A 23,054-nucleotide genomic window follows, 5' to 3' on the forward strand; every position below is an offset into this window, starting at 1 on the left:
CGTTTTTTTTAATCGTTTTCAAGCATGGGGTAATTCAACTCAGCACGCTGTTCCGAATAAAGTCTGGCTGCTGCTGAAGCAAGATTACGCACTCTGCCTATATAGGTTGCCCGTTCGGTAATAGATATCGCCCCGCGAGCATCAAGCAAATTAAAAGTATGAGAACACTTCAGGCAGTAGTCATATGCAGGACGAGGAAGTTTTTCTTCGCACAGTCTCAAACTTTCTGCTTCATATTTATTAAAGAGGTCAAGAAGCATATCAGCGTCGCTGAGTTCAAAATTATATTTTGAATTCTCAACTTCGTTTTGATGGAATATCTGGCCATAAGTGACTTTATCATTCCACATAAGGTCATAAACAGATTCTTTACCCTGCAAATACATGCAAAGTCTTTCGAGACCGTATGTAATTTCAACAGAAACAGGGCTCAGATCTATCCCGCCAACCTGCTGGAAATAGGTAAACTGAGTAACTTCCATTCCGTTAAGCCAAACTTCCCAGCCGAGTCCCCAAGCTCCAAGAGTAGGAGATTCCCAGTCATCTTCTACAAATCTGATATCATGGGCAGCGGCATCTAAACCGAGAGCTTCGAGGCTCTTGAGGTAGAGATCCTGCACATTATCAGGAGAAGGTTTTAAAATAACCTGAAATTGAAAGTAATGCTGAAGCCTATTTGGATTTTCTCCATAACGGCCATCTGTCGGACGGCGTGATGGTTCAACATAAGCAGCATTCCAGGGTTCAGGTCCGATAACTCTGAAAAAAGTTGAAGGGTTGAAAGTTCCTGCCCCTACCTCAATATCGAGTGGCTGAACCAAGCAACAACCGTAATCAGACCAATATTTTTGCAACGTAAGTATAACATTCTGAAAATTCATTAAATTCCTCGCATCTAGAAAAAAACCAAACTTTCTATAGAGTCATTTTTCATATACTCACTATAAAGAATAATATAAAAAATGTCCGACTTCTAAACGATTAATAGCAGAAAGATTTTAGACAATTTCAAGAGTTTTTACTTGAAATAAGCCTCAAAATTAAACTTAATATCTCAAGCGGCACACGACCATGATAAACATTAAGCTTCATTAAATTTTCCGGTACCCACTATCTTCCCAAACCAGCCCCATATGATAAGCCATAAATTTATCCATTACAGAAAAACATTCCTGTCTCACTTCATATGGCAGGCTGAGAGTTACCCAGTTAGAAGGGCCTGTGTCCTGAATCCATGCCAAAGTCCGGATGGTTCCGGCTCCGACTGAATCTCCGCTCCTCCCTTTGTCACACTCTGAGCAGACGATAACACCTCTCTCAATGTCAAAAACAACCGGCTTCGCGCTGAAAAGAGGTTTGCCGCATCCTGAGCAAATTGTAAAGTCAGGATTGTATCCTTGTTCAAATGCAACCTTAGCTCTGAAAAACAAAGGGAAAAAATCATCGGGTTCAGAGTTTTCAATAACCTCCAAAGTTTCAGATAAAAGGTCAAAAACTCTGCGGCTGCTTTCTTTCTCTGTTCCGGCTGATTCAATAAATTTTAAACAGTTTGCAGCAAGTCCGGTTTTTCGCAGATTAGTTCTTATTTCCGGGTAACTCTTCATGAGACTGCCTTCTTTAAGAACTTGATACGCTCCACTCTTGTTGCTTTCGATTTTAAATAAAACTTGTGAAAAAACCTCTAAACATCCCCCAAATCTTTTTCTGCTTCTGCTTCCGCCAAACGCGAAAGCTGTTTGAACTCCGTGTGAAGCAGACAAAAATTTAACCCAAAGATCGTTCTCTTTAAATTTTCCTGTCTTAAGAATTAAAACTTTATCAGTTGTTTCCATATACTAGATGCGGAATTTCCTACTCGGAAATCGGAAACTCAAGAGTTTTAACTTTTCCCTTTGCGGCATTAAGAACTATCGGTTTGCCATCAGAAATAAGATTTACTCCACCGGCATTACCGAATTTTATTTTAAGGTTATTTACGTAGGGTAAGGAAACTGTTTCATTTTCCTGCAGAACATATTCCTTAGAAGTTCCGTCACTGGTAGCTTCCAACCAGCAAGATTCACCGGGCTTAGCGGTAATTACAACAGTATTTTTCACTATCGATTGAGCTTCAGTTTTCGGTGAGATTACCGGAGCAGCTTTTTTATCTTCAACTGGAGCAATCTCTTTATTTGAATCTGCTACCTGAGCTTCAGTTTGTGTCTCTCCAGCAGAGTATTCTGCTGGAACTTCTTTTGAAATATCTTCATTTTTTTCTTGAAGAGATTCCATATTGTGAGCATCAGTATTCACAATCTCTTTCGATTCATCAGTCACAACAACTTCTGATTTTTGGGATTTTCCAAAATTTAACAAGGAGCTGCCGTTGAGATAATAAACAAGACCTGCAAGAACAACCACTAGAATAATAATTAAAAAAATTGATGACTTAGATGAACTGGAGGGTATGTCAGAATAATTATTTTGAGATAAGCTGTTATCAGCACAAGAATTAATATCCTTTTTCTCATCACCCGGTTCGTCAATACAATAAAATTTTGAAAATTCATTTCCAATTTCTTCTGAGTCAAGGCCAAGCGCTTTTGCGTAGTTTTTTATAAAACCTTTAGCATAGACAGGGTGTGGAAAATCATTCTTATTACCGTCTTCAATCGCATGAACATTCACGCGGCTTAACTTGGTAAGCTCCATCATTTGTTCAACGGTAAGTCCTTGTTGTTCTCTTTCCGCTTTTAATCGGGAACCAAGCTCTTTTAAATCCATAAGTCCCTCATTAATGATAGTCTGGCTATTTTATTTAAATAAATTTTGTTTATTGATTTTGCCATTCAACAACACTTTTTTCAAAACACTACTTAATTTCAATAACTGCTTTTTCTCTCAGCTTATTTATAAAGTCATTGAAAACAGCGTCTTGTTTTTCTCTATAAAGGCGTTCGTAAATTACATCTCTGCTGTCAGCAAATGATTTAGTCGTTTGTTTTTCAAAAGAATCGAGTTTAAGCAAGGCTGACGACTGCTGAACTTTAAAGACCTGACTGATGTCTCCAACTTTAAGTCCATCTAATGCGTCATGCCATGTTTGCGCTAGATCATCCCACTCCAGAACCCCTAAATCTCCACCACTGCCCGCTCCGGGACCAGCAGTATATTTATCTGCGGCCTCTTCAAAAGTCATTTTACCGGAAATAATTTCTTCTCTAATATCATCAGCTGAGACTCCATCAGGGAAAAGTATTAATTTTAAGTGAACACTCTCTTTAACACTGCCTTGGTCGGTCTGAGTGCTGTTCCATACATTTTCAATTTCTTTTTCAGTTACTACAACTTTATTTTTAACTTTGTATGAAACAAGTCTGTGTTTACGAATATCCTTACGCAAAGTTTCTTTAAAATCTTCTAAATTTGTTTTTTGCAATGCAAGCTGGCGTAGAAAGTCTTCGTCAGAAAGATTGCTTGATTCTTTAATTCGGTTGATTTCGCCATCAATATCTTGCTCTGAAACTATGACTTTAAGCTTTTTTGCTTCCTGATCAATGATCATTTCATTAATCATGCGGTCAAGTATCTGGCTTCTTATATTTTTGATCTGTTGTGCATCTGCAGTTGAAATTGATTTTCCGAACTGCTTCATGATTGGGGCCATTTTGTCGTTCATTTCATACAATGTAATTATATCACCGTTAACGACTGCAACAATGCCATCAACTACTTTTTCTTCAGCATTGGCAGTGGTTTCGAACAAACTGATCAATATAATAAAAAAAACAATAATTACACGTTTCAACACATACTCTCCCATAAAATATATAGAGCAGGAATGCTTCGTATCCCGTTTTTAATTTAATCAAGCTGCCGGATTTATTCCTTCGCAAGATTAATAATTCCTCTGCCTAACTAAACTCTTTCACAGAAGTATGCAAGATTAGTAAAAAAACGAATATCTATTCAGCCTTCAGGTTAGCATCTTCCGTAGAAACAGGCTCTTCTGTTTCTTTTTGAGGCAATAATTCTTTGCTGATTTTAATGTCAGATTTCACAATCTTATCCTTGAGCCATAACTCAAATTTATCATCCAGCTTCTGTTCAAGAAGCACTTTTTCAATTGTTGGATAAGCTTGAAGAGGGGTTAATAAAGTGGCATCTTTTTTTTCTTTTAAAATTAAGCAGATAAATTCTTTTTCCTGAGTGATTACAGGGCTGGATTTTCCTATTCCAAGCTTTTGAACAAAAGGCTCCCAAGTGGCCGGCAACTGTCCATTTCTAACCCATATTTCTCTGACAGTAACCTCCTTCAAATTGCTTGATATCTCAGCTGGCGTAAGTCCTTTTCCGAATTCTTCAACCGCTTTAGTGACTAAATCACGGCTGCTTCCTTTGATCATTTCAAATTTGCTACCTGCCTGTATATAAAAATCCGACAGATGCGTGCGGTAATATTCTTCGGCTTCTTTGTAATCAATTTTAATTTCAGGGCGCAGTACCTGGCTGAAAAATTTATCCATTGCCAACTGATACCGCAGCTGTCTGCGCCATGAATTAAGATCAATATATTCTTCTATTAAAATCTGCTCAAATGCATTTCCGGGATAATCAGAACGAACCTGATCTTCAGCTTCTTTCAGTTCTTTATCCGTTACAGGGATATCACGTTCAGCAAGTTCCTGTGAGACAAGTTCCTGCACTATAATATCACCTAAAATTTGACCGTATTCGCTCCTGACCTGATTGACAGAAGGAATAAAACCCGCACTTCCGTCATGAGTTAAATCATATTTATAGTTAAGCTGTGAAAGATAAATAGGTTTCCCATTTACTCTCGCGATAATTCCGGGTTCATCTTTTTTGTTTTGACATCCGAGTAAAAAAATAAATGTCAGCATTAAAATCATAGTTACTTTTTTCATATATAATTCCCGTATGCTATCACTATAGCTTAAAGTTTTTCAACTAACGGTTCTAAGTCCTTACATATTTTGCTAAGGCCAGCGGCTATTTCAATGTCTTTATCAAAACGGATTTCAATACTTGCAGGCGGCTTGAGGCGTGCTGCGTGTTTATCATCAGCAATCCATTCCATCAATTTAGCAGGATCTACAGGATTTCTACTATCTTCCCATGTCAAAACAACTCTGGCAGGGAATAAATCTGCTCGCGTAACTCCGAGGTGTGCTAAATTTCGTTTCAGGTAAAGCACAGTTATAAAATTCTCAACTTCCTCAGGAAAATGTCCAAATCTATCTTTTATTTCTGCGGCAAGTTCTTCGATTCTAGCTTCTGTGTTCGCTGAAGAAAGTGCCCTGTAGTATCTGAGCCGCTCTCTGGCGTCCGGAACATAATCTTCCGGCAGATGCGCTTTGAAAACAAAGTTCATTTCAGGATCCGTTGCAACAGTGCTGTCATCACCTTTAATTCTGCGTACTTCTTCGTCAAGCATTTCCAGAAACAGGTCAAGCCCAACCTTTGCCATCTGTCCTGATTGAACTTCACCAAGGATATTACCTGCTCCGCGCAGTCTTAAATCTTCCATGGCAACTTTAAAACCTGCTCCTAGGTAATCAAGTTGAAGAATTATCTGCATGCGTCGCTTAGCTTTTTCGGATAAAGAATCAAGAGATGAAACTACGAAATATGCATAAGCCTGTCTGGTGCTGCGCCCTACTCTGCCTCGCAACTGGTAAAGCTGTCCAAGCCCGAACATTTGAGCCTGATCTACAATTAAGGTGTTTGCGTTAGGGAAATCGAGGCCTGACTCAATAATTGCGGTGGCAATAAGAATATCTAATTCTTTATGCCAGAATTTATGAATAGTATCTTCCAGATTTTTTTCCGACATCTGACCGTGAGCCATGCCGATTTTTGCATCAGGAGCAAGTTTTTTAACAAATTCAACGACCCGTTCAAGCCCCTGAACTCTGTTATGGACCCAGAAAACCTGGCCGCCTCTCTCCATTTCGCGCTTAATCACAGACGCAAGCAGTACTTCGTCTCGTTCAATCAGAGCTGTTTCAACAGGTTTGCGGTCAACTGGGGGTGTTTCAATGGTACTTAGGCTTCGCACACCGGATAGGGACAGCTGTAAAGTTCGCGGAATCGGTGTTGCCGTCAATGTTAACGCATCAATATTTTTACGCATTTCTTTGATGCGCTCTTTATGTCTCACACCGAAGCGCTGCTCTTCATCAAGAATAAGCAAGCCTAAATTCGGAGCTTCTACATCCTTAGACAAAACTCTATGTGTACCTATAAGAATATCAAGTTGTCCTGAAGAGATCTGTTCAAGAACTCTTTTCTGACTGTTTTTAGTAACAAATCGGCTGAGCATTCCGACTGTTACAGGAAATCCTTCCATACGTTGCAGAAAAGTCTGATAATGCTGTTCTGCCAGAACCGTCGTTGGACACAGCAAAATAACTTGCTTACCATCGAGTACTGCCCGGAATGCAGCTCTTAATGCAACTTCTGTTTTTCCGAACCCGACGTCGCCGCAGACGAGTCTGTCCATAGGTTCAGGGCTTTCCATATCTCTGAAGACATCTTGTATAGCCTTTTCCTGATCCGGAGTTTCTTCGAATCCGAAAGAGCTTTCAAATTCCCAGTACATGTCATTCAGTGGACCATAGGCGTATCCTTTGGCGACTTTTCGATACGCATACATTTCAACAAGCTCACCGGCGATTTTCTCAATTGCTTTACGCGCTTTTTCGCGGGTCTTGGACCAACGGCTGCCGCCAAGTTTATCTAATACAGAACAGGTCCCTTCCGGACCTTTGTACTTTTGAACAAGGTTGAGTCTGTCTACAGGAACATATAATTTATCATCCCCGTCAAAAAAAAGTAGAAGATAGTCATTAGAAACATCCCCTACTTTAAAATGGTGCAACCCGCCGAATCTTGACAACCCGTAATCTCTATGGACAAGTAAATCTTCTGGAAGCAAGTCTTCATAACTCGTCATTCCTTCAAACGCTTTATCTCTGACTCTTGTTCCCTTTGCGGATTCAGGCTGGAGTACATCTTCACCTAAAATAAGTGTTTGATTCCACTCAAGTTCCATTCCGGTTTTTAGGGGTGAAATAAGAGCGTATACGCCTCTATTCAGCGGCGAATATTCAGTTGAAATAGAAAGCTGTTCTGATTCGATGAGTGATAGAAATTTTTTTCGGGATCTGTCAGTTTTAAAACTTAGAACTGTTTGGAATCTTTCAGAGCTCCATTCCTTAAGTCCTGCAACAAGTGCAGCCCAAGGCCTTTTTATCTGCTCTGGCTTCCAGAATAGATCAGTGAATGCGGTCAATGATCTTTCAGAAAGATCAATTCCGTTTTTTTCTCTGCCTATAACGAGATCTTCGTATACAATCTGTCTTTCATCTCGCCATGTAGATCTGGCTTTTTCCTCATTCCAGCAAATAGTATTAACAGGCCACCTACAACCGGAATGAGCATTTTTGTCATGAAGAAAAGTTTTCCAGCTGTACTCATGATCTTGAAGCCGCAATCTTAAATTGGAGGCAGAGGAAAGGATATAAACAGCTTTTTTAGATAAAAATGATTTAAGATCAGTGCATTCCGGATAAAAAAGACCCGGCCAGATCATTCCGTCAGCATTGCCAATTTTTTCACTAAGTTTTGCATGCCCTTCTGAGGAAATATCTCCCGTAGTTTTTAACTTTTCCCAAAGTTTTGCAGCATCATTAATGCTGTTTCCAGTCAACATTGCCGGAGCGACCGGAAGCAGGGTTATATCATCTAAATCGGCTTTGGAACGTTGGGATGAAGGTTCAAAAACACGGATTTCTTCAAGAATATCACCGAAAAATTCTAATCGGACTGGCAGGTCATATCCCGGGGCATAAACATCAAGGATATCCCCGCGCATGGACATTTCGCCATACTCCGAGACCAATTTCGTTCTGGAATATCCCCATGAAATTAATTGTTCCATGAGGAGTTCCGGCTCCATCTCTTCGCCTTTGGAAAGATTAATATAATTATTTTCCAAAACTGAAGGCATAGGCCATTTGGGCAGCAGATTGTCAACAGTCATCAGTACAGACTGTTTGCCGCCGCGAGTCAGAGCATGCAATGCTGTCCAGCGTTCAGCCCATTCAGAAGCAACCGGGGTTTTGCAAAGATACGGTGGCAGAAAAACCCAATCTCTTTCCCATGCCGGAACAATTTTATTATTTTCAATAAAATCATTACGGCTTAGCAAAGTGATTAACGCCTTTAATTCAGCATATTCGCGCGCACCGGGGGCAATCATGACAACAGATTGGCCTCTGGAGTGCAGACTGTGAGCGGTAAAAGCCTGCGTTCCGGGACCACTCTTAAATATTCGTGCAGTGTTTCCTTTTCCGGCGGCGAAAGGGGTAAGTTCGGAAGGTAAAGACAATTTTGCTCCAAAATTATTATGAAAAGTAAAAGCCGTCCTCCAGATACGTCAGGGGACGGCTTTTTTTTGCAAAGAAACTGCTCTGTTGTCCAGTAAATAGATGCTAACCACAAATAAATCTGAAACGAGTAAATCAACTAATAAGCAATCTGCAATAACTACAGGATCATAAATGTTCCTTAATCAGGCTGCAACCGTCTTAAATATTTGATTAAACCTGTGCCAGCATTTCCTGTTCGTCACCTGAAAGCAATCTGTTAAGATCAAGCAGAATAAGCAGTCTGTCTTCGAGCTTGCCTACACCGCTGATATATTCAGATTCGAGTCCTGAAACAACCGGTGGCGCCGGTTCAACCGTATTTGACGGGATTCTAAGAACCTCGGAAACAGAATCAACCACAAAACCTACTATCATATCATTTATTTCAATAACAATGATACGAGTATTCTGATCATGCTCTCGAATTTCGAGACCGAACTTACTTCTTAAGTCAATAATTGGAATAACCTTCCCGCGAAGGTTTATTACGCCCTCAACGAATACAGGAGCCCGGGGAACTTTAGTGATTTCCATGGTCCGGATAATTTCCTGAACCTTAAGGATATCAACTCCGAACTCTTCTTCGGCAATGCTGAAGGTGACTAGCTGGATAAGTTCGGCATCTTGCCTTTTCTTACCTTCTTCCATTCATGCCCCCTGTTAGTTGCTATTGCAGTGCACGGTCAAAATATTTTAACCGTGTAAAAGTTTTAATTAAACGAAATACACACATTTATATATTATATTATTATTCATCTGAAATATTTGCAAGCTAATCATAAAATTATAAAACAATTTATTCATTTTTTTTGTTTATAGAAAATTGACTACTGTCCCAAAAATGACTACTTGTAAATCTGATTAGCAAAAAAAAGCGATAAGGCGAAGACTCAGGAGGGTATGAACTCGCATGGCTCAGTTTTCCCCAACGGATAATGTTACTCTGGAAGACCAGATTAAATCATTAGCAAATGATGAATTGCTTGATTTCTGGGAAGAAACCCAGTTTCTTGCAAAGATGTTAAATCAAGAAAACCAAGAAGAAATTCCATACAACCCAGAATATGAAAGATTAATTTTGCAGGAACTGCAACTCAGATCGTGCATGAAAACTCTCTCACCTTAGATTGATTTAAAGGCCCGCTCCATGCGGGCCTTTAAATTTTGATTAAAATTAAACAGATTCACCGACAGGCTTACGGCCGACGCTGAAATAAGCGAAACCATTGCTGCCCAGATAAGAAGGATCATAAAGATTTCTACCATCAAAAATAACAGGAGCAAGTAATGCTTTTTTCACTTTATCGAAATCTGGATTTCTAAACTGATTCCAGTCAGTAACAACTGCAACGGCATTTGCTCCCTCAAGAGCTTCGTACTGGCTATCTACGATCTCCACCAGATCATTATCACACAAAATTTCTTTTGCTTTAGTATGAGCTACCGGGTCAAAAGCTCTAATTTTCATTCCTGCCGCGGTCAGCTCAGAAATTATGGATAAAGCAGATGATTCTCTCATATCATCGGTATTAGCCTTAAATGCAAGCCCCCATATTGCAAGAGTTTTACCTTTGACTCCGCCCTGAGGCTCAAAATAATCAAGAATTTTGTTGGAAAGCATTTTTTTCTGTCTGTCATTAACAGAATCAACAGCTTCAATAAGCTCGGCTTTCGCTCCGACTTCTTTTGCGGTGTTGATCAGGGCTTTCACATCTTTAGGGAAGCATGATCCACCGTAGCCTACGCCCGGATAAATAAAGTAATACCCGATGCGATGATCAGAACCTATTCCGAGCCTGACTTCACGCACATCCGCACCGACCTGTTCGCAAATACCGGACATTTCGTTAATAAAAGAAATTTTTGTGGCAAGCATGCAGTTAGCGGCATATTTTGTCATTTCCGCGCTTCTGGTTCCCATAAAAATCAGCTTTTCTCTGCTGCGGGCATATGGAGCATATAAGGTTTCGAATTCCTTACATGTTTCTTTCTTTTCTGTTCCGACAACAACCCTGTCAGGTTTCATAAAGTCGCTGACTGCGTCACCTTCTTTTAGAAATTCCGGATTTGAAGCAACATCGAAATCAAGGTCTAAGCCTCTTTTTTCAAGTTCTGCTTTAACTATTGTACGAACTTTATCAGCGGTTCCAACCGGAACAGTTGATTTATCAACAATGATTTTATAATCATTCATGGATTGCCCTATTTCACGAGCGACATTTTCCACAAAACTTAAATCACAACTTCCGTCTGAACCGCAGGGAGTTCCGACCGTAATAAAAACAAAACGGGCTTTATCAAGCCCCTCTTTCAGACTGGTAGTGAAGAAAAGTCTTTTATCTTCGTAGTTTCTTTTAACAAGACCTGCGAGACCAGGTTCAAAAATATGAATTTTGCCTTCTTTAAGTGTCGCAACAACGTCTGGATTGACATCAACACACCAAACATGGTTTCCCATTTCAGCGAAACAGGCTGCGCTGACAAGCCCTACGTATCCGGTTCCTACAATACATATGTTCATTATTTATTCTCTCAATGCTATTCTTTACGTTAAAAAAAGACTCACTAACAGGCCGCCCAGAAAAGTCAAATTGAGCAAGGCCGTTATGATCAGGTACACAGCGGATAACGTTATTATATTTTTACTGTCAACTATCAGAGGGTTACAAAGATATGACAGTTGCCTTCAATCATCAATGGCTATATTGTCATTTCACAAAATAGATCTATATAAAGGTATGCAAAAATAAATTAATTCAACACGAAAAGTATATTTCCGGGAGGATATAAACATGCCATTATTATGCGTCAATGTTGATCATGTTGCAACAATAAGACAAGCCCGTTTAGGCACAGAACCGGATCCGATAGTTGCCGCGGCAATGTGTGAACAAGCCGGAGCTACCGGAATTATTATGCATTTACGTGAAGACAGAAGACATATTCAAGATAGAGATATTAATCTTATTGCACAGACTATCCAGACAAAATTTAATTTTGAAATGGCTGCAACTGAAGAAATGCAAGCCTTCGCTCTTAAAATTATACCTGCCACAGTGTGCCTTGTTCCGGAAAAAAGAGCAGAGCTTACAACAGAAGGCGGTCTTAATTGCGTGGGACATGAAGATAAACTGATAAAATATCTTGCGCCTATCCATGAAGCAGGAATCAGGTCGAGCCTTTTTATTGATGCGGATCCAGCTCAGATTAAAGCGGCGCACCAGATCGGTTCTGAATATGTTGAAATTCACACCGGCCATTTTGCTGACGCTAAAACAAGACCTGAACAAAAAAAAGAGCTGAAAAAAATAATCGACGGTATTAAAAGAAGTCAGAATCTGGGATTGAAAGTTAACCTCGGTCACGGCCTTAATTATACCAATATTTTGGATTTTGCTAATGTTCCCGGGATTTGCGAATACTCTATCGGGCATTCAATTATGGCCCGCGCAATTTTCCTCGGAATAGATCGCGCAGTAAAAGATATGGTTGAAATTATCAGAACCTTTGTGGATTAATAATGATAGTAGGCTTAGGCATTGATATCACGGAACTTGACCGCATAAAAAGCTCGCTGGAAAAATTCGGCGAGCGTTTTATGAAGACTTTCCTTACTGAAAATGAAATAAAATTAGTTCCCGAAGTAAACTATGTCCAACATCTTGCTGCACGGTTTGCCGCAAAGGAAGCCGCTGTAAAAGCACTTGGAACCGGTTTTTCCGAAGGTATTACCTTCAAAAACATCGAGATATTCAATCTTAAATCAGGTGGACCTGAGCTTAAATTTAATGGCAAAGGGCTTGAGCGTTCCCTTGAATTAGGTGTAGAGAGTGTACTCATCTCAATAACTCATGGACGGGACACCGCTGCTGCTGTCGTAATTCTTGAGAAATAACATCCGGGGGTAATTATGTTTTCTCCGCTTCCAACACCTGTTGAAATGTCTGGATGGGATAAGGCCGCAATTCACGATACAGGTATCCGTGGTGAAATTCTTATGGAGAATGCCGGACGTGAAGCTGTTTCTACCCTTCTAAGCGAATTCGGTTCGGTTAAAAACAAGTCTATCCTCATCATCTCAGGCTCCGGAAACAATGGAGGAGACGGCTTTGTCATGGGCAGACAATTGGCGGACCTCGGTGCAGAAGTACTTATCCTGCATACTGCGCCTAAAAATAAGTATAAAGGTGACGCTTTATACCATCTTAAACTAGCTATAAAATCAGGCGTTCAGCTCAAACATTTCCGCGCTGTCGATAAAATTAATCTTCATGAATCTGATATTATTATTGATTGCTTGCTTGGAACAGGCTTTAATAATGAACTACGCCCTTTTGCCACAAAAATTGTTGAAGCTGTAAACAAAGTAAGAAAGCATTCATTTATTTTTGCTATCGATGTCCCTTCAGGGCTCAACTCTCTTAGCGGAAAAGCTCAGCCGGTAGCTGTCATTGCTCACACTACCGTGACATTTGAAGCCGCAAAAGTAGGACTTATTCTTCCTGAAGCTAAACAGTTTACAGGGAAATTAATTGTCAAAAAAATTGGCATCCCAAATAAGGTTAAAAATGATCATCCTGTAAGCCATTATTTGATTAATGACAGCATTTACGACCACCTACCACCCCTTACGCCGACCATGCATAAAGGAACTTCCGGGCATGTTTTAATAATCGGAGGGGCCATCGGACTTACCGGGGCACTGCAACTTGCCGGACTTGCTGCCTTAAGAGCCGGAGCAGGTTTAGTCACTCTCGCATGTCCTGCCGGTCTTGCTTCCCAAGTGAAAGCATATATGCCGGAACTTATGACTATGGGGCTTGGCTCCGGTGATCATTGGAATGATCAGGCTGTTGAAGATCTTATTCCCTTGCTCGGTAATTATTCCGCCATTGCTATAGGCCCGGGTCTGGGAAGAACTGAAGGAGCAATGAATATCGTTGAAGCAATGATTTCTGCAGGGCACCCTCCTGCCGTTTTTGATGCAGACGCGCTTTATGCCCTGTCCCGAAGGTCGCATCTATTGATTTCAATTGCAGAAAATTCTATTTTCACTCCTCACCCCGGAGAAATGGGCCGTTTAATTAATAAAAGTATAGCTGAAATTGAATCCGCGCGCATTGAGACAGCCCATAAATACGCAGTTTCCAAAAAAGTTATACTTGTCCTTAAGGGTGCTGGAACAATTATAGGCTGTCCGGACGGTAAAACGATGATATCTCCTATTTCCGCTCCGAATCTCGCAGCAGCCGGGTCGGGAGATATCCTATCAGGAATTACCGTGGCATTACTTGCCAGAGGTATTCCGGCTATGCAAACTGCCTGTCTCGGGGTATACTTACATGGTAAATGCGGACTTTATATAAATAGAAATTTCCCACACAGAGGTAATATTGCTTCTGAAATTGCCAACTCACTTCCCCAAGTACTTAAGGAGGAATTATGCTAACTGCTAAAGACATTATGACATCCGGAGCTCTTACACTCTCACCGGATTCCGAAGTATCCGTCGCTGCAAAGCTGTTGCTTGAAAAACATCTGAACGGTGTCCCTGTTGTTGATTCAGAGGGTGCTCTTGTCGGTGTAATCTGCCAAAGCGATTTGGTTGCGCAGCAGAAAAGTATTTCTGTTCCTTCATTTTTCACAATACTTGACGGTTTTATTTCGCTGTCATCAAGTGATGATTTTGAAAAAGAAATAACTAAAATTTCAGCTACTAAGGTTAAACAGGCCATGACTCCTAATCCTGTAACCATAACACCTGAAACAAGCATTGAAAAAATTGCCGATCTGATGGTTGGAAAAAAACTTTACACTTTACCTGTTGTAGAAAACGGGAAGCTTATAGGTGTTATCGGCAAAGAAGATGTGCTAAAGGTGCTGATTAAATCCTAATGACAAAGAAAAAGTTGATAATAAACCTGCCGGACGTGGAGGCAACGTTAAGACTTGGCTCCACTCTGGCGGATTTCTTCCAAAAAAAAAATGAATTCATTCCAATTTTTCTTAGCGGAGATCTTGGAGCAGGAAAAACAACATTTGTCAGAGCATTTGTAGAATCGCTTCCCGGTGCGGAAAACGCAGAAGTTAGCAGTCCAAGTTTCAATATTCTTAATATTTACCCCACAAAACCGCAAATTGAGCATTTTGACCTGTATAGACTTGAAGGCCAATGCCCTGATGATGAGTTTTTTGATTTATTGAACAACAAAAAAACTTTGACAGTTGTAGAGTGGATTCAGTATCTCAATATTGAATTTTGGCCTGATAACGCACTACTCTTCACTTGGAAAACTACCTCAACCGGTAGAAAAATCGAATTGACCTTTCATGGCTTTGCGACCCTCCTCTTCGAAGAGATTGCCACACTTCTAGAGTCTTTTTAACAACTTACGTTAAATAAATGTGGTAAGGAGATAATGTTCAAATGAACATAGTAGTACAGAAATTCGGAGGAACCTCAGTCAGGAACCTCGAATGTATGAAGCAGGTACTCGAAAAAGTAATGGTACCTTACGAGCAAGGCAACAAAGTCATTGTAGTATTATCCGCAATGTCCGGCGAAACCAATAGACTGATTGCTCTTGCAAAAGAATGGTCAAAAACTCCGGATCTTGCTGAGATGGATTCTCTTGTTTCAACCGGAGAACAAGTTTCAACAGCTTTGTTTACAATGCTCCTTAAAGATAAGGGTATTAAAGCCCGCTCTCTTTTAGGTTTTCAGATGCCCATTAAAACAAATACAGCTCATTCCCGCGCACGAATTTTAGACATGGGCAGCGATGAGATTTTCAGTCTGTTAGATAAGTACGATATTTTAGTCGTCGCCGGATTTCAGGGATGTACGGAAGAAAAACGTATTACAACCCTGGGGCGCGGCGGTTCAGATACATCCGCAGTTGCTATGGCTGCAGCTGTTAACGCTGATGTTTGTGAAATTTACACAGACGTCCCCGGAGTTTTTACAACCGATCCTAACATCTGTAGCCAAGCACGAAAACTTGATACTGTTTCCTATGATGAGATGCTGGAAATGGCCAGCATGGGAGCAAAAGTTCTACAGATACGTTCAGTTGAATTTGCAAAAAAATATAATGTAAAAGTCCATGTTCGCTCAACTTTCAGCGATGAAATAGGGACATTTGTTACTCAGGAGGATAAAGATATGGAATCGGTTATGGTTTCCGGCATTGCATATGACAAAGATCAGGCACGCGTTACTCTTGCAAAAGTTCTCGATAAGCCGGGTGTATCCGCAACTCTCTTTACTCCTCTGGCTGAGAACGGCGTTCTTGTTGATATGATTGTTCAGAATCCCAGCCGTGACGGTCGCACTGATATGACTTTCACAATTCCAAGAGCCGACCTTGAAATTACTCTTGAAATTCTAGATAGAATTAAAGACGAAATGGGTGCTCAGGAAATTCTTTATGATCAGAATGTCTGTAAAGTTTCAGTTATCGGTGTTGGAATGCGTAATCACTCAGGTGTCGCATCTAAAGCATTTCAGGCACTTCGGGATGAAAATATCAATATCATGATGATCAGCACCTCTGAAATTAAAATTACCTGCCTCATTGAGGAAAAATACACTGAACTTGCCATCAGAACGCTCCACAACACGTTCGGGCTTGATAAAAGCGGGTCCGTCGAAAATATGCTGTAACTATGAAAACAATAAAAATATATGACACTACTCTGCGCGATGGAACTCAAAGCGAAGAAATAAACTTATCTGTGCAAGATAAGATACGCATTACTAAAAAGCTTGATGAGCTTGGCGTACATTATGTTGAAGGCGGATGGCCTGGATCAAATTCCACGGATAAGGAATTTTTCGAAGAAATTAAGAATTACCATTTAGAAAATTCCAAAGTTTCAGCTTTTGGATCAACTCATAACACACGGCTTCAGCCGGAAAATGATCCGAACCTCGCTGCTCTTGTTGAGTGCGGGGCTAAAGTTGTAACTCTTTTCGGAAAGACTTGGGATTTTCACGCTACGGATGCCTTAGGTGTCAGCTTAGATCGAAATCTTGAACTGATCAGCAACAGTATCGGCTTCATGCGTAAGCATGTTGAAGAGCTGTTCTTTGATGCGGAACATTTTTTTGATGGATTTAAAGCTAATCCTGATTTTTCATTGGCATGTCTTAAAGCTGCCCATGATGCCGGAGCGGATGTACTTGTTTTATGTGACACTAACGGCGGAAGTCTGCCGGAAGAAGTTGCAGAAGCTTGTAAAACAGTTCTTTCGAATATTCCAGGTTCAAAAGTCGGGATTCATACTCATAACGACTGTGAACTTGCTGTTGCAAATTCACTTGCTGCAGTTAAAAGCGGTGCAATCCAAATTCAAGGAACAATGAACGGATATGGCGAACGGTGCGGAAACGCCAACCTTTGTTCTATCATTCCCAACCTTGAACTGAAAATGGGTTATAACACTATCGGTAAAGAAAATTTGAGTATGCTGAAAAGTATTTCAAATTACATTACTGAAATAGCGAATCTTCGTCCGTTTCTCAGGCAGCCTTACGTCGGCGCGGCTGCTTTTGCGCACAAAGGCGGTGTTCACGTCAGCGCAGTTATGAAAGATTCGAAAAGCTACGAACATATTGATCCGATACTTGTCGGAAATGATAGACGTGTTTTACTTTCCGACCTTTCAGGTAAGAGCAATATTATCTATAAAGCTCACCAGTTCGGGTATGATCTGCAAAAAGATGATCCTGCGGTTAAAACTATTCTTGCAGACATTAAAGAACGCGAAAGTATCGGGTTTGAATATTCCGCAGCGGAAGCTTCTTTTGAATTGCTGTTCTTTAAAGCTATGGGCTGGTCCAAACGGTACTTTGAATTTATCAACTTTTTTGTAGTTGATGCAAAGCGTAAAGAAGACACTGAGCCTTTTTCTGAAGCGACTGTTATTGTTAAGGTTCATGGACAGGAAAACCATACGGCAGCTTCCGGAGACGGCCCGGTAAACGCGCTTGATAAAGCTTTGCGTAAAGCTCTTGAGCCGTTTTATCCAAGTCTTAAAAATGTTCGCCTTATGGATTTTAAAGTTAGAGTTTTGAATGGTGCAATCAGGGATTCAAGCGGAACAAGTTCAAATGTTCGCCTACTCATCGAATCTACTGACGGAAAAACTCAGTGGACAACAATGGGAGTCAGCAATAATATTATTGAAGCCAGCTGGCAGGCACTAGTTGATTCCATCAACTACAAATTATTCAAGGATGATCCACAAAAATGGCCAAGCTCAATGTAGACGGTGCAACTATTGAGGACACAACTAAGATTTCAATCTTGTGCGATAATCATACTACAAAGGATTCTTTAGGCAAAGAATGGGGCCTTTCTATGGCCCTTAATATGCCTCATGGGGCTCTTTGGCTATGGGATTGCGGCGCAAGCTCGCTTTTCCTGCAAAATGCGGTAGAGATGAATGTTGACATAAATAAAGCTAAAGGGATCGCCCTTAGCCATGGACACTGGGACCATACCGCAGGCATGGATGCTCTTATGGAAACAGATTTTATGGGGCCGGTTTATGCTCACCCGAATTTTGCGGCCAAGCGTTACGCTCTCTGGGAAGACGATAAAGTTAAAGAAGCTTCATTCCCGTGTGAATATCCCGGCACAATAATCGTGCGTGATCATACTGAGCTGGATACGGGCTTGTTCATGATCACTGAAATTCCACGCATTGCAGGTCTTTTTGAAGCAACAAGTGGCCTTTTTATTGATCCGGAAATGAACATTACAGATCATGTCCCGGATGATTCATTTTTACTTTTGATGACGAAGTCCGGTCCGGTTGTTGTTTTAGGCTGCTGTCACAGCGGACTTGCAAACAGTTTGTATCATCTGCGTGATTTGACCGGTCTTAAATCAGTTCATGCTATTATCGGCGGACTTCATCTTTTTGAAGCTGATGTTAATGAATTTGAAAGCACAGCCAAAGTAATTGAAGAGTTTAATCCTAAGATGATTGCTGCCGGTCATTGCACCGGTGATAAGGGTTATGAGTTCTTGAAAGACAGACTCTCATGCTCTGTTCTGCCAATGGGGTCTGGAGCTGTATTTGAATTTTAATAATATACTCTGCTCACTATATTATTTGCGTTTATTTAAATAAAAATCTCCTTGGAAATTAATTTTTCCAAGGAGATTTTTACAATTGCATAACTTAATATTAAAACTTACAAATCAAATCCTAACTGTTCACTCAATTCTTTATGTGAAAACCCATTTTGTACTTTATCCCAGTAGCAATTTTGGAGTTTCCATGTATTCAGCGGAAGTTCAATGTTTTTCGACTTTAATAACACATTGCTGATTTTTTCAGCAGCGAGCACATTTTTATTCAGCATATCGCAAAGAGTTGTTGATATACGATAAATCAAAGCATCATTATCAGGATGATCGCGGCCTGTTCCTTTAATAAATGCTATGAAATCATCACATGCTGAAACATCAGTAAACAGATATGTCCAGACAAGTGGAGCCCAAAGCTCTTTCCATTTTTGGGACCATATTTGGGTCGTTTGATAATCTTCAAATTCAATAAAAATATCCGGTCCGTACTCAACGACAGGTAACAACTTTCTGTCCCAACTGTTGTCAGAAACTCTTTTTACCCAAGCCATTGAAAGAGATTGCCTTTTTTTCCATGATAATTGATCAAGATTAAATATTTCTTTATATCCGGTCTTTACCCCGTCAACTTTAACATTCCCGGATATTAAGTTGGATTCCTTGGTCCATTCCCATTTATAAGCAGTTACAGCCGATTCAAGATTCCACTTTATTTCAGCTTGCCCTCGCAAACATGATCTGCCATTGCCTTCGAGTCTGATTGACACAGACGCTCCAGGCCAATCTACACGCCCTTCTTCATCCGGGACGGGGAAGGCTCCTTCTGCGGAAAGCCTTACAAGACCCTGCGCTATCAAACTTCCAGGAGTCTCACTTTGTAATTTAATTTTACTTTTCCAAAGATCTGCGCCGGAACCGTATCTTTCTTCATTAGATTTGGCTCTGGCTATGATCTGTAAAAACTTTTCTTCAAGACCGATCAGCCCTGTACTTTCAGCGATCTCGATAGCTCTTAGAGCAAACGACATATCATTTAACGGTTCAAGTCTGGCTAGATCATCAAAAAACCATCCACAACTGGCAAATGAGGACAAAGCCCATTTCTGCATAGATAGCAATTTCCACCCCAAATTTGCTTGAGATGAATTTTCATTACACTTAAAGTAAAGCTTGAAGAAATCGTCTTGACTCAAAGTTCCGCTAAGCACTTTACCATACTCAACTAATGCCGTGCGAGGATCATTGAAAACAATTTCACCGGCAGCAAAAAAATGTTTATCCATCAGTGTTTTTATTTCATTCAAACCATCCCTAAGAGGCATTCTCCACTGCTGATTCCATCCGTTATGACCACCTGTGCAACAGCCGCAATCTGAACGCCATCTTTCGACTCCATGATAGCAGCTCCATGAGGAATTTTCACGAATTTTCACTTTTCGTGTAGGCGGGTTCTTCTCAAGGTACGCCCCGTAGTTAGTGAGATTGATGTCGTCGCGGCCTATAGTTCCTTGCGATAAAACGTAAGCAAGAGCCATTTCTCCGAATTCGAAATGATGACCGTAGGTCTCCCCGTCTGTGCCGATTGAAAGTAACCCTTCACCTGAAGCACCGGAAAGTTTGTTCCAAAAACTGTCGCCATTCTTGAGTAGCCCTTCAAATGCAACAGCCTGTGACAATCCGCCATCATAGAAAAATACAGATATAGTTTTTCCTGACGGAAGCTCTACCAGATAAGGTTCCTTAATGTTGAGTGAACCTTCATCAATCTGAATCCAATCATCAGAATTAAGCTCAGAAACGGCTTCTGCCTGACGCGGTGCAAGCAAAGTGTAGACAATCCCCTGTTTAGCCAAAGCCTCAAGCGAAGCTGTATTGCACGCTGTTTCTGAAAGCCACATACCTTCAGGTTTACGCATAAATCTAGATTCAAAGTCTGCTATAGCCCATGCAACTTCTGCTTCTTTATCTAATTCTGAAGCAAGCGGCATGATCACGTGATGATAAATTTGAGCGATAGCATTTCCATGCCCCCAACGTTTAAGGCTTTTTGCATCAGCTTCTATGATTTTTTCATAGAGTCCCGGTTCTGCACGCTCAATCCAGCTGAAAAGGGTCGGTCCAACATTAAAACTCATCCATTCATAACAATTAGTTATGTCGAAAATACCTTTATCGCCCATTCGTCTGGACCAAGCTAACGGACCATAACTTTCGCGACAGATTCGCTCGTTCCAATGTCTGAAAGGAGCCGCACTACCTTCCGGAAAGATCATATCCAGCCAAGGGTCTTCACGGGGTGGCTGATAAAAATGCCCATGAATGCATAAAAATTTCCCAGACATTTCGAACCTCACTTTTATGATTTTATTTTCATTTACCTTAAATATCGCTGTAATAATATTAATATACCAAGGAGTCTTATTTAAGCTTAGGTTCAAATCTTAGCATATTCAACTTTTAAGGCAATAAATTTAACGCTGAAAATCATTTCAATTTGTTTTTTACTATTTATCAAAAAAAGACTCCCGTCATCTAGTGATGCCGGGAGTTAATATTAAAACATTTATATGTGTTACTGACAAATCAGCGCATATATCCCAGTTGTTGCAACAACCTGGATGCTTTAGTGGATAAAACAAAACCACTTCTATATTTAACGGAAGACCCTTTTAGTGAAATTTTATTTATAAATCCTACATCCAGAAGAACATTAATCACATCTGATGCATAGCTGTTAAGCAAAAGTCTTTTAGGCGCAATCCCGCAAAATTGAGTCACTCTGGACAAATGGTAAATATCCATCAAGGCCCTGATATGTTCTTTATCCAGACAGTCATGTACATCAACGTCCAAGCCGCAAAAACTGTCCCAATCGTTATCTTTTATATCCAGATAAACGTTTTCAAGCTCTTCATCAGCTTTTTTAGATACCTTATATCCAACGAGACTGTTTCCGCATGAACTGCAAATACGCCCTTCTTCAACCAGCCCGAGTTCCTGCAATTCGCATATAAGAGTATCATCATAAAAAGCGGCTTCTCGTTGAGGAAGCAAACCATGATAACGCTTTATGCAAGAATAACTTTTAATATGTTTTAACAACTGTAAATGGCGTTCGTTTAAGACCATATGAACAGCAACCTCCCTAATTAGGGTAATTAAGTCTTCCTAATCATAATTTTGTTGAATTCTGCAAGTGGCAGGCGCCAAACAGATAATTGACTGACAAACAACATCTCATTGCAAGAGAGATGTTGTTTGTCAACGCGAGTCGTATAGACTCCGTTCAGTCGTTTATCTCGTTAACACTGAGTTATATATCATTATTTAATAGTTCATATTAAAGATAAACTCACTATGTTACAATTGTGTTACTTTAATACACCTTTTTACAGTTCATATTATCTGGCGCAAAAAAAAAGATTATTTCATAAAAAAAGAGCCTTTTGTAATACACAAAAGGCTCTGAAATATTTTGACTTAAATTTTACTATTTCGAACTGAATAACTTTAAAGGAGGCTTGAATTTTGTTGCAGGAGCTTCTTTTTCCTCGGTGATTCCTTTTGGAATCTTTGCAAACAAATTCTTACAACAGTAACATTCCCAATGTTTTTCTCTTTCCTGAAGTCTGATTAAAGTTCCTTCCTTATCATAACAGACCTGACAATATGGTCCGGTTATATCAGAATCCTCTTTAATCCAATATTTTTGTCCATCAAAATCCATGCATTCCGCAAGGTCGAGGATATTCGCAACTTCCTTTATCTGAGAGCGTAACTCTTTGTTTTCGCTGTATAATTCAAGATAATCTTCCTGAATAATTTTCAAAAGATGTATTGCTTCTTCACTGCGGTCATCCCTGAAAAGTTCGAGAACTTTTCTAAAATTAGTAGCATGAATTGATTTTTTTCTCATAATAATCACCCTCTTTTGCTTACAAATATGAAGCTGCTTAAATATCATATCGGTAAAACTAAAATATGCTTTAGACTTATAACTATATTTTTTGCTACCATTGACAGGTTGTTGCATGGTTCATATATCAGCATTGCTTTTACCATGATTAGACTGAGCCTTGCGGACAAATATTGCTTTAAATTAAATAAGAATGAGATCAGGAGCAGAAATGGAAGAATCAATTAAAAATTTTAAAAGAGTTCTTGAAGAACATCATGAATGGCCTTGTGAATACACCTTTAAATTTATCGTTCCTTCAAAATCACTTGGCGAACTTAAAAGCCTTCTTGAAGGAATTGCTCATTCTGAAAAAGACTCGAAAACAGGTAAATACACCAGTGTTACTGCGACTGTTACCGCAGACTGCTCAGACTTCATTCTCAATTTATATCAAAAAGCCGCAACCATTGAAGGGCTTATTTCGCTATAACTATAATTTAAGAATATTCTGTTATGCAGAATGAAGGTTGACTTCCTTCAGTCCTTGTTTAAAAATGACGCGGTTTCATTATACATATAGTTAATAAATCTATATCTAAGCGTCGACTGTATAAGCAA

At 40.0% G+C, this 23,054-nt stretch carries 21 protein-coding genes; 10 read left to right on the forward strand and 11 right to left on the reverse strand.

What is annotated here, in order from left to right; all coding sequences use genetic code 11:
• Nucleotides 1-8: 8 nt before the first annotated feature.
• From glyQ to B9N78_RS03325, 7 genes are all read right to left on the reverse strand, one after another.
• Nucleotides 9-881, reverse strand: a complete 873-nt coding sequence (glyQ, locus tag B9N78_RS03295; RefSeq protein WP_085098240.1) for a glycine--tRNA ligase subunit alpha — start codon at nt 879-881, stop codon at nt 9-11.
• 210 nt (nt 882-1,091) lie between these two features.
• On the reverse strand, nt 1,092-1,832 hold the full coding sequence (gene recO / locus B9N78_RS03300) for a DNA repair protein RecO (RefSeq protein WP_085098242.1): 741 nt from the start codon (nt 1,830-1,832) through the stop codon (nt 1,092-1,094).
• Between the two features lie 19 nt (nt 1,833-1,851).
• Complete coding sequence (locus B9N78_RS03305) at nt 1,852-2,763, reverse strand: helix-turn-helix domain-containing protein (RefSeq protein WP_085098245.1); 912 nt, start codon at nt 2,761-2,763, stop codon at nt 1,852-1,854.
• Between the two features lie 88 nt (nt 2,764-2,851).
• Entirely contained in the window at nt 2,852-3,790 is a 939-nt protein-coding gene (locus B9N78_RS03310) for a SurA N-terminal domain-containing protein (RefSeq protein ID WP_245805448.1), read from the reverse strand.
• A gap of 154 nt (nt 3,791-3,944) precedes the next feature.
• Entirely contained in the window at nt 3,945-4,907 is a 963-nt protein-coding gene (locus B9N78_RS03315) for a SurA N-terminal domain-containing protein (protein ID WP_085098251.1), read from the reverse strand.
• Nucleotides 4,908-4,936: 29 nt separating this feature from the next.
• On the reverse strand, nt 4,937-8,395 hold the full coding sequence (gene mfd / locus B9N78_RS03320) for a transcription-repair coupling factor (RefSeq protein WP_085098254.1): 3,459 nt from the start codon (nt 8,393-8,395) through the stop codon (nt 4,937-4,939).
• A gap of 211 nt (nt 8,396-8,606) precedes the next feature.
• Nucleotides 8,607-9,083, reverse strand: a complete 477-nt coding sequence (locus tag B9N78_RS03325; protein ID WP_085098256.1) for a chemotaxis protein CheW — start codon at nt 9,081-9,083, stop codon at nt 8,607-8,609.
• A 262-nt stretch (nt 9,084-9,345) separates the two neighbouring features.
• Between B9N78_RS03325 and B9N78_RS03330 the strand changes: the two genes are divergently transcribed.
• Entirely contained in the window at nt 9,346-9,561 is a 216-nt protein-coding gene (locus B9N78_RS03330; protein ID WP_085098259.1) for a hypothetical protein, read from the forward strand.
• Between the two features lie 48 nt (nt 9,562-9,609).
• Here B9N78_RS03330 and B9N78_RS03335 read toward each other — a convergent pair whose 3' ends face one another.
• Entirely contained in the window at nt 9,610-10,956 is a 1,347-nt protein-coding gene (locus B9N78_RS03335) for a UDP-glucose dehydrogenase family protein (protein WP_085098262.1), read from the reverse strand.
• A gap of 271 nt (nt 10,957-11,227) precedes the next feature.
• Here B9N78_RS03335 and B9N78_RS03340 point away from each other — a divergent pair, with 271 nt between their 5' ends.
• From B9N78_RS03340 to B9N78_RS03375, 8 genes are read left to right on the forward strand one after another with little or no spacing between them, the layout of a single operon-like run.
• Nucleotides 11,228-11,953 carry a pyridoxine 5'-phosphate synthase gene (locus tag B9N78_RS03340; RefSeq protein ID WP_085098265.1) on the forward strand — a complete coding sequence of 242 codons (726 nt, stop codon included), beginning with the start codon at nt 11,228-11,230 and terminating at the stop codon, nt 11,951-11,953.
• Nucleotides 11,954-11,955: 2 nt separating this feature from the next.
• Complete coding sequence (locus B9N78_RS03345) at nt 11,956-12,330, forward strand: holo-[acyl-carrier-protein] synthase (RefSeq protein WP_085098268.1); 375 nt, start codon at nt 11,956-11,958, stop codon at nt 12,328-12,330.
• Nucleotides 12,331-12,345: 15 nt separating this feature from the next.
• Nucleotides 12,346-13,884 carry an NAD(P)H-hydrate dehydratase gene (locus B9N78_RS03350; RefSeq protein ID WP_085098271.1) on the forward strand — a complete coding sequence of 513 codons (1,539 nt, stop codon included), beginning with the start codon at nt 12,346-12,348 and terminating at the stop codon, nt 13,882-13,884.
• Complete coding sequence (locus B9N78_RS03355; protein WP_085098273.1) at nt 13,878-14,330, forward strand: CBS domain-containing protein; 453 nt, start codon at nt 13,878-13,880, stop codon at nt 14,328-14,330. Before B9N78_RS03350 ends, B9N78_RS03355 begins: the two co-directional genes overlap by 7 nt.
• On the forward strand, nt 14,330-14,821 hold the full coding sequence (gene tsaE, locus B9N78_RS03360; protein ID WP_085098276.1) for a tRNA (adenosine(37)-N6)-threonylcarbamoyltransferase complex ATPase subunit type 1 TsaE: 492 nt from the start codon (nt 14,330-14,332) through the stop codon (nt 14,819-14,821). Before B9N78_RS03355 ends, tsaE begins: the two co-directional genes overlap by 1 nt.
• A gap of 41 nt (nt 14,822-14,862) precedes the next feature.
• A complete protein-coding gene (locus B9N78_RS03365) occupies nt 14,863-16,101 on the forward strand; it encodes an aspartate kinase (RefSeq protein WP_085098279.1) in 1,239 nt (412 codons plus the stop codon).
• 2 nt (nt 16,102-16,103) lie between these two features.
• Nucleotides 16,104-17,708, forward strand: coding sequence for a citramalate synthase (gene cimA / locus B9N78_RS03370; RefSeq protein ID WP_085098282.1), 1,605 nt, complete (start codon nt 16,104-16,106; stop codon nt 17,706-17,708).
• Entirely contained in the window at nt 17,690-18,535 is an 846-nt protein-coding gene (locus B9N78_RS03375) for an MBL fold metallo-hydrolase (protein ID WP_085098284.1), read from the forward strand. Before cimA ends, B9N78_RS03375 begins: the two co-directional genes overlap by 19 nt.
• A gap of 107 nt (nt 18,536-18,642) precedes the next feature.
• On the opposite strand, the gene B9N78_RS03380 is transcribed toward B9N78_RS03375, so the two are convergent.
• From B9N78_RS03380 to B9N78_RS03390, 3 genes are all read right to left on the reverse strand, one after another.
• On the reverse strand, nt 18,643-20,880 hold the full coding sequence (locus B9N78_RS03380; protein ID WP_085098287.1) for a DUF3536 domain-containing protein: 2,238 nt from the start codon (nt 20,878-20,880) through the stop codon (nt 18,643-18,645).
• A gap of 241 nt (nt 20,881-21,121) precedes the next feature.
• Nucleotides 21,122-21,667: a hypothetical protein gene (locus tag B9N78_RS03385; RefSeq protein ID WP_085098289.1), complete on the reverse strand. Its 546-nt coding sequence runs from the start codon at nt 21,665-21,667 to the stop codon at nt 21,122-21,124.
• 361 nt (nt 21,668-22,028) lie between these two features.
• The gene (locus B9N78_RS03390) at nt 22,029-22,454 is read right to left on the reverse strand and encodes a hypothetical protein (RefSeq protein ID WP_085098292.1); all 426 of its coding nucleotides are present in this window, start codon (nt 22,452-22,454) and stop codon (nt 22,029-22,031) included.
• Nucleotides 22,455-22,665: 211 nt separating this feature from the next.
• Between B9N78_RS03390 and B9N78_RS03395 the strand changes: the two genes are divergently transcribed.
• Entirely contained in the window at nt 22,666-22,926 is a 261-nt protein-coding gene (locus B9N78_RS03395; protein ID WP_085098295.1) for a DUF493 family protein, read from the forward strand.
• The last annotated feature ends 128 nt before the right edge of the window (nt 22,927-23,054 follow it).

This window comes from Desulfovibrio gilichinskyi, assembly GCF_900177375.1.
Classification (GTDB): Bacteria; Desulfobacterota; Desulfovibrionia; order Desulfovibrionales; family Desulfovibrionaceae; genus Maridesulfovibrio; species Maridesulfovibrio gilichinskyi.